Origin of the sequence: Kitasatospora sp. NPDC058406, from assembly GCF_042722765.1 — a bacterium.
Lineage (GTDB): Bacteria > Actinomycetota > Actinomycetes > Streptomycetales > Streptomycetaceae > Kitasatospora.
Genome location: NZ_JBHXKE010000032.1, coordinates 41,752 through 54,229, shown reverse-complemented (window position 1 = coordinate 54,229; position 12,478 = coordinate 41,752). Strand labels below are relative to the sequence as shown.

Below are 12,478 nucleotides of genomic sequence, written 5' to 3'. Positions count from 1 at the left end.
GGGACCGGTCAGGTCCGGGCCACCGGGCCTCGTGGAGCGTCCGGGACCTCAGGGCCGGCCGGGGCCGGCGCCGGCGGCCGTCAGCACTCGATGACGTTGACGGCGAGGCCGCCGCGCGAGGTCTCCTTGTACTTGATCTTCATGTCGGCCCCGGTCTCCTTCATGGTCTTGATCGCCTTGTCGAGGGAGACGTGGTGGCGGCCGTCGCCGCGCAGTGCCATCCGGGCGGCGGTGACGGCCTTGACCGACGCCATGCCGTTGCGCTCGATGCAGGGGATCTGGACCAGGCCGCCGACCGGGTCGCAGGTGAGCCCGAGGTTGTGCTCGATGCCGATCTCGGCGGCGTTCTCGACCTGCTCGGGGGAGCCGCCGAGGACCTCGGCGAGGCCGCCCGCGGCCATCGAGCAGGCGGAGCCGACCTCGCCCTGGCAGCCGACCTCGGCGCCGGAGATGGAGGCGTTCTCCTTGAAGAGCATGCCGATGGCGCCGGCCGCGAGCAGGAAGCGGACGATGCCGTCCTCGTCGGCGCCCGGGATGAAGTTCAGGTAGTAGTGCAGGACGGCGGGGATGATGCCGGCCGCACCGTTGGTGGGGGCGGTGACGACGCGGCGGCCGGAGGCGTTCTCCTCGTTGACCGCCATCGCGTACAGCGTCACCCACTCCATCGCGTTGGCCGGGCCGATGCCCTCGGCGCGCAGCGCGCGGGCCCCGGAGGCGGCCCGCCGGCGGACCTTGAGGCCGCCGGGGAGTATCCCCTCGCGGGACATGCCGGCCCGGACGGACTCCTGCATGACGCGCCAGATCTCCAGCAGCCCGGAGCGGATCTCCTCCTCGGTCCGCCAGGCCTTCTCGTTCTCCAGCATCAGGCCGGAGATGGACAGGCCGGTCTCCCGGCTGAGCCGGAGCAGCTCGTCGCCGGTGCGGAAGGGGTACTTCAGCGCGGTGTCGTCGGGCTTGACCCGCTCCGCGCCGATCGCGTCCTCGTCGACGACGAAGCCGCCGCCGACCGAGTAGTAGGTCTTCTCCAGCAGGGTGGAACCGTCCGCGCGGAAGGCCCAGACGGTCATGCCGTTGGCGTGGTAGGGCAGCGAGCGGCGGCGGTGCAGGACCAGCTGGCTGTCGGGGTCGAAGTCGATGGCGTGGGTGCCGAGCAGGTTGAGCCGCTTCTCGGCCTTGATCCGCTCGACGTCCCGGTCCGCCTGGTCGACGTCGACGGTGCGGGGGGAGTTGTTCTCCAGGCCGAGCAGGACGGCCTTCGGGGTGCCGTGGCCGTGACCGGTCGCGCCGAGCGACCCGTACAGCTCGGCGCGGACGGCCGCCACCTCGGTCAGCAGGCCCTCCGACTTCAGGCGGCGGGCGAACATCCGGGCGGCGCGCATCGGGCCGACGGTGTGGGAGCTGGACGGGCCGATGCCGATGGAGAAGAGGTCGAAGACGCTGATGGCCACGGAGGGACGTCCTTGTCTGGTCTCGTGGGATGAGCAGGCGGGCGGGTGCTGACACGGGACGGGGCACCGCGCGCACTCTCCAGTGTGCGCGGTGCCCCGGAATCCCTGGTGGACCGGCGGGGTGAGGCCGGTCACCTGCACCCGAACTACAGGTTCGGGTAGAGCGGGTACTTGTCGGCCAGCGCGGTGACGCGGGCCTTCAGCGAGGCGGCGACGGTCTCGTCGTAGGCCGGCTTCAGGGCCTCGGCGATGATGTCGGCGACCTCGCGGAAGTCCTCGGCCTGGAAGCCGCGGGTGGCGAGAGCCGGGGTGCCGATCCGCAGGCCGGAGGTCACCATCGGCGGGCGCGGGTCGTTCGGGACGGCGTTGCGGTTGACGGTGATGCCGACCTCGTGCAGACGGTCCTCGGCCTGCTGGCCGTCGAGCTGGCTGTTGCGCAGGTCGACCAGGACGAGGTGGACCTCGGTGCCGCCGGAGAGCACGGACGCACCGGCCTCGGCGACGTCGTCCCGGAGCAGGCGCTCGGCGAGGATCCTGGCGCCGTCGAGGGTGCGCTGCTGGCGCTCCTTGAACTCCTCCGAGGCGGCGACCTTGAAGGCGACGGCCTTGCCGGCGATGACGTGCTCCAGCGGGCCGCCCTGCTGGCCGGGGAAGACCGCGGAGTTGATCTTCTTGGCCCACTCGGCCTTGGAGAGGATGACGCCGCCGCGCGGGCCGCCCAGGGTCTTGTGGGTGGTGGTGGTGACCACGTCCGCGTACGGCACCGGGTTGGGGTGCAGACCGGCGGCGACCAGGCCGGCGAAGTGCGCCATGTCGACCATGAGCAGCGCGCCGACCTCGTCGGCGACCCGGCGGAACGCGGCGAAGTCGAGCTGGCGCGGGTAGGCGGACCAGCCGGCGATGATCAGCTTCGGCTGGTGCTCCTTGGCGAGGCGCTCGACCTCGGCCATGTCGACCCGGCCGGTCTTGTCGTCGACGTGGTAGGCGGCCACGTTGTAGAGCTTGCCGGAGAAGTTGATCTTCATGCCGTGGGTCAGGTGACCGCCGTGGGCCAGGGACAGACCCAGGATGGTGTCGCCCGGCTGGATCAGCGCGAACATCGCGGCGGCGTTGGCCTGCGCGCCGGAGTGCGGCTGGACGTTGGCGTGCTCGGCGCCGAACAGGGCCTTGATCCGGTCGATCGCGATCTGCTCGACCACGTCGACGTGCTCGCAGCCACCGTAGTAGCGGCGGCCGGGGTAGCCCTCGGCGTACTTGTTGGTCAGGACCGAACCCTGGGCCTCCATGACCGCCACCGGGGCGAAGTTCTCGGAGGCGATCATCTCCAGGGTGGTCTGCTGGCGGTGCAGCTCGGCGTCGACCGCGGCGGCGATCTCCGGGTCGAGGGCGTGCAGGGACTGGTTCAGAACCGTCATGGTGGGGTCTTCCCGGGAGGAGAGAAGGAGAGCCGCGCGCGGCGCCCCCGCGGGGGCGGCGACGGGCGACGGGAGGGCGAAGCCGGTGGGCGCGGGGCGGGCCGCCGCGCTGCGGCCCCCCCCCACGGGTGGCTCAGGCCGAGGGGTTGGTGAGCGCGGTGTACTCGTCCGCGCTCAGCAGCTCGTCGGTGGACTCGACGCGCACCTTGAACAGCCAGCCGCCGTCGAAGGGCTCGCCGTTCACCAGGGCGTTGTCGTCCAGGACGGCCTGGTTGACCTCGGTGATCTCGCCGGTCACCGGCGAGTAGAGGTCGCTCACCGACTTGGTGGACTCCAGCTCACCGCAGGTCTCACCGGCGGTCACGGTGTCGCCGACCTCGGGCAGCTGCACGTAGACGATGTCACCGAGGGCGTCGGCCGCGTGCTTGGTGATGCCGACCGTGGAGACGCCGTCCTCGGCGACGGTCAGCCACTCGTGCTCCTTGGTGTACTGCAGGTGCTGGGGGTTGCTCATGACGTCATTCTCCAGGATGGGAAGCGGGTACGACGAAGCGGCCCGGTGGGCGGGCATGCCTCGGGAAGGGGAAGGGGTCAGCGGGCGCGCTTGTAGAACGGCAGCGCCACGACCTGGACGGGCTCGTGCTTGCCGCGCACGTCCACCGCGACGGTGGTGCCGGGGGCGGCGTGCGCCGCGTCCACGTAGGCGATCGCGATCGGCTTGCCCAGGGTGGGGGAGGGGGCGCCGGAGGTGATCCGGCCGATCGGCTCGCCGTCGGCGGAGACCACGCTGTACTCGGCGCGCGGGACGCGCTTGCCCTCGGAGACCAGGCCGACCAGCACCCGCGGCGGGTTGGCCTCGGCCGCGGCGGCGGCCTTCTCCAGCGCCTTGCGGCCGATGAACGCGCCCTCGTTGGTGGTCTTGTCGAAGCGGACGACCCGGCCCAGGCCGGCGTCGAACGGGGTCAGCTCGGTGGACAGCTCGTGGCCGTACAGCGGCATGCCGGCCTCCAGGCGCAGCGTGTCGCGGCAGGAGAGACCGCACGGGACCAGGCCGCGGTCGGCGCCGGCCGCGGTCAGCGACTGCCAGATCTGCTCGGCGTCGCCCGGGTGGCAGAAGATCTCGAAGCCGTCCTCACCGGTGTAGCCCGTGCGGGCGAGCAGCACGTCGCGGCCGGCCACCTGGGCCGGGAGGATCGCGTAGTACTTCAGGCCGGGCAGGTCGGCGTCGGTGGTGTCGGCCAGGATGCCGGTGGCCTCCGGGCCCTGCACGGCGATCAGCGCGTAGGTGTCGCGGTCGTCGGTGACGACGGCGTCGAAGCCCTTGGCGCGGGCGATCAGCTCGTCCAGCACCAGCTGGGCGTTGGAGGCGTTGGCGACGACCAGGAACGCGTCCTCGCGCAGGCGGTAGACGATCAGGTCGTCCAGGATGCCGCCGTCCTCGGCACAGATCATGGTGTAGCGGGCGCGCAGCACGCCGAGCGCGGAGACGAAGCCGACCAGCGCGTGGTCCAGCATCTCGCCGGCCTGCGGGCCGGTGACGGTGATCTCGCCCATGTGGGAGAGGTCGAAGAGGCCGGCCCTGGTGCGGACGGCGAGGTGCTCCTCGCGCTCGCTCCCGTAGCGCAGCGGCATGTCCCAGCCGGCGAAGTCGGTCATGGTCGCGCCGAGGGCGCGGTGCAGCGCGTCGAGCGCGGTCAGGCGGAGGGACGACATGGCCAGGAACTCCTCGGTCGGGGCACTCAGGGGTGCACGCGCCGGAGCCGGCCCTGCTCGGGACCGACCCTGCGCGCGGGCATGCGGCGGCTGGGCCTCCCCATCTGTCGTCGAACCTGAGAGCTTCACCGCGCGCTGTCCTACGGGAACAGCATGGCGGCTTGCACCGTGGGTGGGCGTACGGCAGGGCCGTGCGCCGCTTTCCAGATGTGCCTAACCCGTGCGGTAGGGGTGCCTGAGAGATTCCGGGGAGGACTTGCTCCTTCGGCGCCGGCTGTGCCACCAGACGGGGCACTCCGGACTCTCCCGCGCGGGTTCGAGCGGCCGGTATGGAGTTAGGGGCCTCGGTGGGAATACACCCGAGACGCGGACATCATGGCACGTCCGCCCGGATGAGGGGAGAGGGGGAGGGGCCGGGCCGGGGGATCCGGCCACCGGGGAGCCCGGCGCCGGGGCGCTCCGGAGCAGGGCCGGGGCGGTGCCCGCTAGGCTGCGGGCGTCGGCGAGCGGAGGGCGGTACAGCGGCGCATGGGGAACCCGGTGGAGCAGCAGCAGGGGTGGGGCGGCCAGGAGCCGGTGCCGCCGGGCGGCGGATGGCCGGCCAACGAGCTGGAGCAGGTGCTCACCGCCGCGCTCGGTGATCCGGGGGCGACCCCCCGGGTGATCGAGGTGCTGGCCCGCAGCCAGGTGTGGATCCCGCTGCCGGCCGGCGGCGACCCGCAGGGGCAGTCGCTGGACCTCCCGGTCGTCGAGCTGGCCGGCGACCCGTACGTGCCGGTGTTCTCCTCGCAGGAGGTGTTCGTCCAGCAGGCGCCGGGGATGGCCTTCGCGGTCGCGCCGATGTGGGAGTTCGCCCGGGGCCTGCCGCTGGGCGTGGGGGTCGCGGTCAACCCGGAGGCGGCGGTGGGCATCCCGGTGCCGCCGGAGGGCGTGGCCGAACTGCGCCGCGGGCCGCGCGAGGACCGCTGGGAGGCCGGGGACGCGCCGTCCGGCGGCCGGGTGGCGCTGCGCGAGCCGGTGCCGGGCGAGGACCCGGAGCCGTTCCTGGCCGCCTGCCGGAACGAGCTGTTCGCCCTGCCGGGGGTGTTGACCGCGCGGCGGGCACTGGCCAGTGTGGAGGGCGAGCCCACCGTGATGTTCGTGGGCGTCCAGCTCGATCCGTCGGCCCCGGCCGACCCGGGGGCGGTCAACGAGGCGCTGGGGCGCGCGCTGGGAACCGCGCCGCTGCCCGGCGGCGTCCACCTCGTACTGCTCGACCTCGCGGACGACCCGGTGGTCGACTGGATGCTGAACCGGGTCGCCCCTTTCTACGTACGGGGTTGATCCGGCCCCCGGCCGCGGTCGGGCGGGGGAGCGGTGCGCACCCTGGCACGTCGGCGTGGCGGTGGTCGGCGGCGCCCCATAGGGTGCGTCCTGGCGGCCGCGGGGCCGCCGGTGGCAGACGAGGAACGAAGAGGCGCAGCGAGGTGGGCGCATGAGTGCGGGAGCGGTAGCGGGCGGTGCACCGGGGCCCTGGGGCCAGGCACCCACCGGACGTCCGGATCAGGGCGCGCTGGAGCGCGCCCTGCGCGAGGTGGCGCCGGAGCGCTACGAGGCGTACGAGACGCTGCTGCACGCGCTGGCCGAGGGGCAGGTCTGGATGCTCCTCTGGCACGGTACGCCGGGCAGCGCGGACGCCCAGTACGGGAACATGGAGATCAGCGGCCACGGCTACGCGCCGGCCGTGACCTCGCCCGAGCAGTTGACGGCGTCCGGCTGGGCCCGGGCGCACGAGGTGATCTCCGGCCGGGAGATCGCCGCCTCGCTGTTCCGGACCCGCTGGGGGCTCTGGCTGAACCCGCACGCGCCGGGTGGCGGTGTCGGGGTGCCCTGGGCGGACCTGCGCCGGGTCGCGGCGGGGCTGGACCGGCTGCCGGCCGGTCCGTTGAAGCTGAGCGAGCCGCAGGTGCCGGCGCAGCAGTTCTTCGCGCTGCTGGAGCGCCAGGCGGTCGAGGTGCGGGCGGTGCGGGCGCTGCGCCGGGCCTGGGTGCGCCCGACGGTGGGCGAGCCGTACCTGGCCATCGGCCTTGAGCTGTACGAGAGTTCGCCGCCCACGGTGGAGGCCGTGCGAGCGCTGATGCAGCGGGCGATCGCGGTCGCGCCGGAGGGCCTGGCCGTCTCGACGGTGGCGATGGCGGACGAGTTCGACCCGGTGGCGCTCTGGATGCGGGCCAACGCGCGCCCGTTCTACGACCGGGAGGCGGCCGGGACGGGCCGCCCGCAGGGGCCGTACCCGCCGGTGCCGCCGCCGCCCTACGCCTCGCAGCAGGGGCCCGGCTACGGCTACGGCACGCACCCGCCCGCGCCGGGCTGGCCGGGGCAGCAGCCGCCGCCCCAGCAGCCGTGGCCCGGCTACCCCGGGCGCTGAGCCGCCAAACGCAATAGCAACGTTCCTTTTCCGGAACCGGTCTGACGACAAGTCAGGCCGGTTCCGACGTTTTCCGGACGAACTTCCCGAAGTCGGTGGCCATCATCTTGACATGGCTGTTACAGCTGTGTGAAGAGGGATATACCGGGGATCAGGGAGGTGCATGGGCGCAGATCACAGTTGGGCATCTGTCGGTTGTCAGGGCTGGCGCAAGCCAGTTCGGATGGCAGAGAGTTCTGCAACAGCCGCCGCGCGTGGTTGGCGCCTCACAAAGGCGAACGCGCTGACGGACCGCAATATCCACGTGATGCCCATGCCGCGTGGCAGCAGTACTGAGCACGCCGTACCGCTGGGAACACCGCACTCCGCATGCCCGCACGTCCGCACCAGCCGTACCGCCGATCCCGGCGTCCGGCACCCGTGGGCCGGCCACCGTCGGCGAGGGGACCGAACTGACCATGACCGCACCCGTCAAGACCGCCGGCAACGCTCCGGAGGCAGCAGCCGCCGCGAGCCCGGCCAACAAGATCGAGGGCCGCTCGCTCGGCCGGATCGCCTGGACCCGCTTCAAGCGGGACAAGGCCGCCGTCGCAGGCGGCGTCGTCGTGATCCTGCTGATCCTGCTCGCCGTGCTGGCCAAGCCGATCGAATCGGTCTTCGGCCTCGACCCCGACGCGCTCAACCAGGACCTGCTGGACGCCAACCTCGGCGGCCTGCCGCTGGGCGACTGGGGCGGGATGAGCTGGGACCACCCGCTCGGTGTCGACCCCCTGCAGGGCCGTGACCTGCTCTCCCGCGTCATCGAGGGCTCCTGGGTCTCCCTGCTGGTCGCCTTCGGCGCGACCCTCCTGTCCAACACCATCGGCACCGTGCTCGGCGTGATGGCCGGCTACTACGGCGGGTGGGTGGACACCCTGATCAGCCGGGTGATGGACGTCTTCCTCGCCTTCCCGCTGCTGCTCTTCGCCATCGCGATCTCCGCCTCGCTCCAGGGCGGCGCGTTCGGCCTGCACGGCCTCCCGCTGCACATCGCCGTGCTGATCTTCGTGATCGGCTTCTTCAACTGGCCCTACATGGGCCGGATCGTGCGCGGCCAGACCCTCTCGCTGCGCGAGCGCGAGTTCGTCTACGCGGCCCGCAGCCTCGGCGCGCGGGGTCCGTTCATCCTGTTCAAGGAGCTCCTGCCGAACCTGGTCGGTCCGATCCTGGTCTACTCGACCCTGCTGATCCCGACCAACATCCTCTTCGAGGCGGGCCTCAGCTTCCTCGGCGTCGGCATCCAGGCACCCCAGGCCTCCTGGGGCGGGATGCTCAACGACGCGATCCAGTACTACCAGGTGGACCCCCAGTACATGGTGGTCCCCGGTATGGCGATCTTCCTGACGGTGCTCGCCTTCAACCTGCTCGGCGACGGGCTCCGTGACGCCCTCGATCCCAAGAGCAACTGACCCAGCGTCAGGACCCTCCGTTCGGCCACCACTTCCTCAAGGGGTTGATCCCACCCATGCGCAGGTCCCGTACCGTCGCACTGACCGCCGCAGCTGCCGCCGCGGTCCTGGTCGTCACCGGCTGTTCGTCGAGCTCCAAGAGCGACGACGCCAAGTCCACCGCCACCGGTAGCTCCGCGGCCGGCGGTGCCTCCGGCGCCGACGCGGCCACCAAGGGCATCGTCAACGCCTCGGACAAGAAGGGCGGCACCGTCACGTACGAGATGCGTGGCACGCCGGACTCGCTGGACCCGGGCAACACGTACTACGCGTACATCTACAACTTCTCCCGCCTGTACGGGCGTCCGCTCACCACCTTCCAGCCGGACGGCCAGAAGCTCGTCCCGGACCTGGCCGAGTCGCTCGGCCAGGCCAGCGCGGACGGCCTGTCCTGGACGTACAAGCTGCGCGCGGGCCTGAAGTACGAGGACGGCACGCCGATCACGTCCAAGGACGTCAAGTACGCGGTGCTGCGCTCCAACTACGCGCCGGAGGTCAACTCCAACGGCCCGACGTACTTCAAGGAGATGCTGGTCGACAACGAGACGCCGTACCAGGGTCCGTACAAGGACAAGGAAGGCGACCTCAAGTCCATCGAGACGCCGGACGACCAGACCATCGTCTTCCACCTGAAGCACGCCTTCGCGGACTTCGACTACCTGGTCTCCGCCCCGCAGACGGTGCCGGTCCCGAAGGACAAGGACACCGGCTCCAACTACGTGAAGCACGTCATCTCCTCGGGCACCTACAAGTTCGAGAGCTACGAGGACGGCAAGCAGGCGGTCCTGGTCCCGAACACCAACTGGGACAAGAGCACCGACCCGATCCGCAAGCAGCTGCCGGACAAGATCGTGCTCAAGATGAACATCGAGCAGTCCACGATCGACAAGGACCTGCTCGCCGGGAACGCCCAGGTCGACCTGGTCGGCGCCGGCGTCGACCAGCAGACCCAGGCGAAGATCCTCCAGGACCCGAAGCTCAAGGCCTCCACCGACAACGCCTACGGCGGCCGTCTGGTCTACACCGCGATCAACTCCAAGGTCGCGCCGTTCGACAACGTCGAGTGCCGCAAGGCCGTCCAGTACGCCATCGACAAGGTCTCGGTGCAGACCGCGATCGGCGGCCCGATCCGCGGCGCGGTCGCCAACACCGTGCTGCCGCCGGACATCCCGGGTCACGAAGACTTCAACACCTACCAGACCAAGGACAACAAGGGCGACGAGGCCAAGGCCAAGGACGCCCTGAAGGCCTGCGGCAAGCCCGGCGGCTTCGACACCGTCATCACCGCGCGCACCGAGCGCGGCCCGGAGATCGCCGCCGCGACCTCGATCCAGGCCGCGCTGAAGAAGGTCGGGATCAACGCCGAGATCCAGCAGTACCCGCAGGGCAAGTACCTCTCCGACCACGTCGGTGTCCCGGCGTTCAACAAGGAGAAGAACGTCGGCCTGATGATGATGCAGTGGGGCTCCGACTGGCCGACCGGCTACGGCTTCCTGCAGCAGATCGTCGACGGCCGCTCGATCAAGGCCTCCGGCAACAGCAACCTCGCCGAGCTGAACGACCCCGAGGTCAACAAGCTGATCGACGACGCCGCGGTCAACACCGACAAGGCGGCCCGCGAGAAGATCTACGCCCAGATCGACAAGAAGGTCATGGACGCGGCCGTCTACGTCCCGCTGACCTACTTCAAGGTCTTCCTGTACCGCCCGGACAGCGCGACCAACCTCGTCTCCACGCCGGCCTTCTCGGGTGAGTACGACTACCTGAACATCGGCACCACCAAGTAAGAGCCTGGCTCCGCATCCCTGAAGGCAGGTGAAGGCAGCGGCGCCCGCCGTCGTCCGGAGGATCCCGGACGGCGGCGGGCCGCCGGAGCCGCCCAACTGTGTTTGCCTACATCATCCGCAGGACGCTGGCCGCCGCGGTGCTGCTGCTGGTGGTCAGCGCGGTCACCTTCGCGATCTTCTTCCTGCTCCCGCGTCTGGCCGGCGAGACCACCGACCAGCTCGCCGCCCAGTACATCGGGAAGAACCCGTCCCCCGAGGCGATCGCGGCGGTCAAGAAGAACCTCGGGTTCGACCAGCCGCTGTACACCCAGTACTGGAACTTCCTGAAGGCGCTGGTCGCCGGTGCCGAGTACAACTTCGGCCCTGACCCCGCCACCTGCCACGTGCCGTGCTTCGGCTACTCGTTCAAGAACCACCTGGAGGTCTGGCCGGAGCTCACCAAGCGCATCCCGGTCACCATCTCCCTGGCCATCGGCGCCGCCGTCATCTGGCTCGTCTCCGGCGTCACCACCGGCGTGATCTCCGCGCTCAAGCCGAAGTCGATCTTCGACCGGCTCTCCATGGGCGTCGCCCTGGCGGGCGTCTCGCTGCCGGTCTTCTTCACCGGTGCGCTGCTGCTCACGCTCTTCAGCTACGAGTGGCCGATCCTGGACAACCTCCAGTACACCAACTTCACCGACGACCCGCTGATGTGGGCGCGCAACCTGATCCTGCCGTGGATCTCCCTCGCCTTCCTGTACTCCGCGCTCTACGCCCGGCTCACCCGCGCGGGCATGCTGGAGACGATGAGCGAGGACTACATCCGCACCGCCCGGGCCAAGGGCCTGGCCGAGCGGAAGGTGGTCGTCCGGCACGGCCTGCGGGCCGCGCTCACCCCGGTCGTCACCATCTTCGGCATGGACCTCGGCCTGCTCCTCGGTGGCGCGCTCATCACCGAGCAGGTCTTCTCGCTCCAGGGCGTCGGCTTCTTCGCGGTCTCCGCGATCAAGGACAACGACCTGCCGAAGATCCTCGGCGTCACCCTGCTCGCCGCGTTCTTCATCGTCCTGTGCAACCTCGTGGTTGACCTCCTGTACGCCCTTGTCGACCCCCGGGTGAGGCTGTCGTGACCGAGCTCCAGAAGACCGCGGCACCCGAGGCCGCCCCGACCGGGTCCGCCCCGACGGGGGATGCCTTCCTCTCCGTCCGGGACCTGCGGATCCACTTCGACACCGACGACGGCCTGGTCCGCTCGGTCGACGGGGTCAGCTTCGACCTCAGCAAGGGGCGGACCCTCGGCATCGTCGGCGAGTCCGGCTCCGGCAAGTCCGTCACCTCGCTCGGCATCATGGGCCTGCACCGCTCCAAGCGGGCCCGGATCGGCGGCGAGATCTGGCTGGACGGCGAGGAACTGGTCGCGGCCGGCCCGGACCGGGTCCGCCAGCTGCGCGGCCGCCAGATGGCGATGATCTTCCAGGACCCGCTCACCGCGATGCACCCGTACTACACGGTCGGGCAGCAGATCGTCGAGGCCTACCGGGTGCACCACCCGCGGGCCACCAAGAGGCAGGCGCGGGCCCGCGCGGTCGAGATGCTCGACCGGGTCGGCATCCCGCAGCCCGACCGCCGGGTCGACGACTACCCGCACCAGTTCTCCGGCGGCATGCGCCAGCGCGCGATGATCGCCATGGCCCTGGTCAACGACCCCTCGCTGCTGATCGCCGACGAGCCCACCACCGCCCTGGACGTCACCGTCCAGGCGCAGATCCTGGACCTCATCCGCGACCTCCAGGAGGAGTTCGGCTCCGCCGTCATCATCATCACCCACGACCTCGGGGTGGTCGCCGAGCTCGCCGACGACATCCTCGTCATGTACGGCGGCAAGTGCGTCGAACGCGGCCCGGCCGAGACCCTCTTCGACGCGCCCGAACACCCCTACACCTGGGGCCTGTTGGGCTCGATGCCGCGCCTCGACCGGGAGCTCCAGGACCGGCTCGTCCCGGTCAGGGGCACCCCGCCCAGCCTCATCAACGTGCCGTCCGGCTGCGCCTTCCACCCGCGCTGCCCGTACGCCGAGCTGACCGGCGGGCGCTCGGCCGGCGAGGTCCCGGTGCTCACCGAGGCCGCGGCCGGACACCACGCCGCCTGCCACCTCGCGACCGCCGACCGGCACCGCATCTTCACCGAAGAGATCGCGCCCCGACTGTGAGCCCCGCCCCGTACCACCTCTCTGGAGAGAACC

General features: G+C 71.0%; 10 protein-coding genes and 1 riboswitch. Of the genes, 6 read left to right on the top strand and 4 right to left on the bottom strand.

What is annotated here, in order from left to right:
- Window positions 1-80: 80 nt before the first annotated feature.
- From ACFWOG_RS09430 to gcvT, 4 genes are all read right to left on the bottom strand, one after another.
- The gene (locus tag ACFWOG_RS09430) at window positions 81-1,448 is read right to left on the bottom strand and encodes an L-serine ammonia-lyase (protein WP_329882954.1); all 1,368 of its coding nucleotides are present in this window, start codon (window positions 1,446-1,448) and stop codon (window positions 81-83) included.
- A 146-nt stretch (window positions 1,449-1,594) separates the two neighbouring features.
- On the bottom strand, window positions 1,595-2,863 hold the full coding sequence (gene glyA / locus ACFWOG_RS09425; protein ID WP_329882953.1) for a serine hydroxymethyltransferase: 1,269 nt from the start codon (window positions 2,861-2,863) through the stop codon (window positions 1,595-1,597).
- Between the two features lie 133 nt (window positions 2,864-2,996).
- Window positions 2,997-3,377, bottom strand: coding sequence for a glycine cleavage system protein GcvH (gene gcvH / locus ACFWOG_RS09420; protein WP_329882952.1), 381 nt, complete (start codon window positions 3,375-3,377; stop codon window positions 2,997-2,999).
- A 77-nt stretch (window positions 3,378-3,454) separates the two neighbouring features.
- Entirely contained in the window at window positions 3,455-4,576 is a 1,122-nt protein-coding gene (gcvT, locus tag ACFWOG_RS09415; RefSeq protein WP_329882951.1) for a glycine cleavage system aminomethyltransferase GcvT, read from the bottom strand.
- A 213-nt stretch (window positions 4,577-4,789) separates the two neighbouring features.
- Window positions 4,790-4,895, bottom strand: a riboswitch (glycine riboswitch).
- 209 nt (window positions 4,896-5,104) lie between these two features.
- Between gcvT and ACFWOG_RS09410 the strand changes: the two genes are divergently transcribed.
- The 6 genes from ACFWOG_RS09410 to ACFWOG_RS09385 all read left to right on the top strand — a co-directional run bounded on the left by ACFWOG_RS09410 (window position 5,105) and on the right by ACFWOG_RS09385 (window position 12,445).
- Window positions 5,105-5,899: an enhanced serine sensitivity protein SseB gene (locus tag ACFWOG_RS09410; RefSeq protein WP_329952184.1), complete on the top strand. Its 795-nt coding sequence runs from the start codon at window positions 5,105-5,107 to the stop codon at window positions 5,897-5,899.
- 151 nt (window positions 5,900-6,050) lie between these two features.
- Window positions 6,051-6,983, top strand: coding sequence for an enhanced serine sensitivity protein SseB C-terminal domain-containing protein (locus ACFWOG_RS09405; RefSeq protein WP_329882949.1), 933 nt, complete (start codon window positions 6,051-6,053; stop codon window positions 6,981-6,983).
- Window positions 6,984-7,441: 458 nt separating this feature from the next.
- Window positions 7,442-8,431, top strand: a complete 990-nt coding sequence (locus ACFWOG_RS09400; protein WP_329882948.1) for an ABC transporter permease — start codon at window positions 7,442-7,444, stop codon at window positions 8,429-8,431.
- Window positions 8,432-8,487: 56 nt separating this feature from the next.
- Entirely contained in the window at window positions 8,488-10,257 is a 1,770-nt protein-coding gene (locus ACFWOG_RS09395; RefSeq protein WP_329882947.1) for an ABC transporter substrate-binding protein, read from the top strand.
- A gap of 98 nt (window positions 10,258-10,355) precedes the next feature.
- Window positions 10,356-11,366 carry an ABC transporter permease gene (locus tag ACFWOG_RS09390; RefSeq protein ID WP_329882946.1) on the top strand — a complete coding sequence of 337 codons (1,011 nt, stop codon included), beginning with the start codon at window positions 10,356-10,358 and terminating at the stop codon, window positions 11,364-11,366.
- Entirely contained in the window at window positions 11,363-12,445 is a 1,083-nt protein-coding gene (locus ACFWOG_RS09385; RefSeq protein ID WP_329952183.1) for an ABC transporter ATP-binding protein, read from the top strand. Before ACFWOG_RS09390 ends, ACFWOG_RS09385 begins: the two co-directional genes overlap by 4 nt.
- Window positions 12,446-12,478 lie beyond the last annotated feature (33 nt).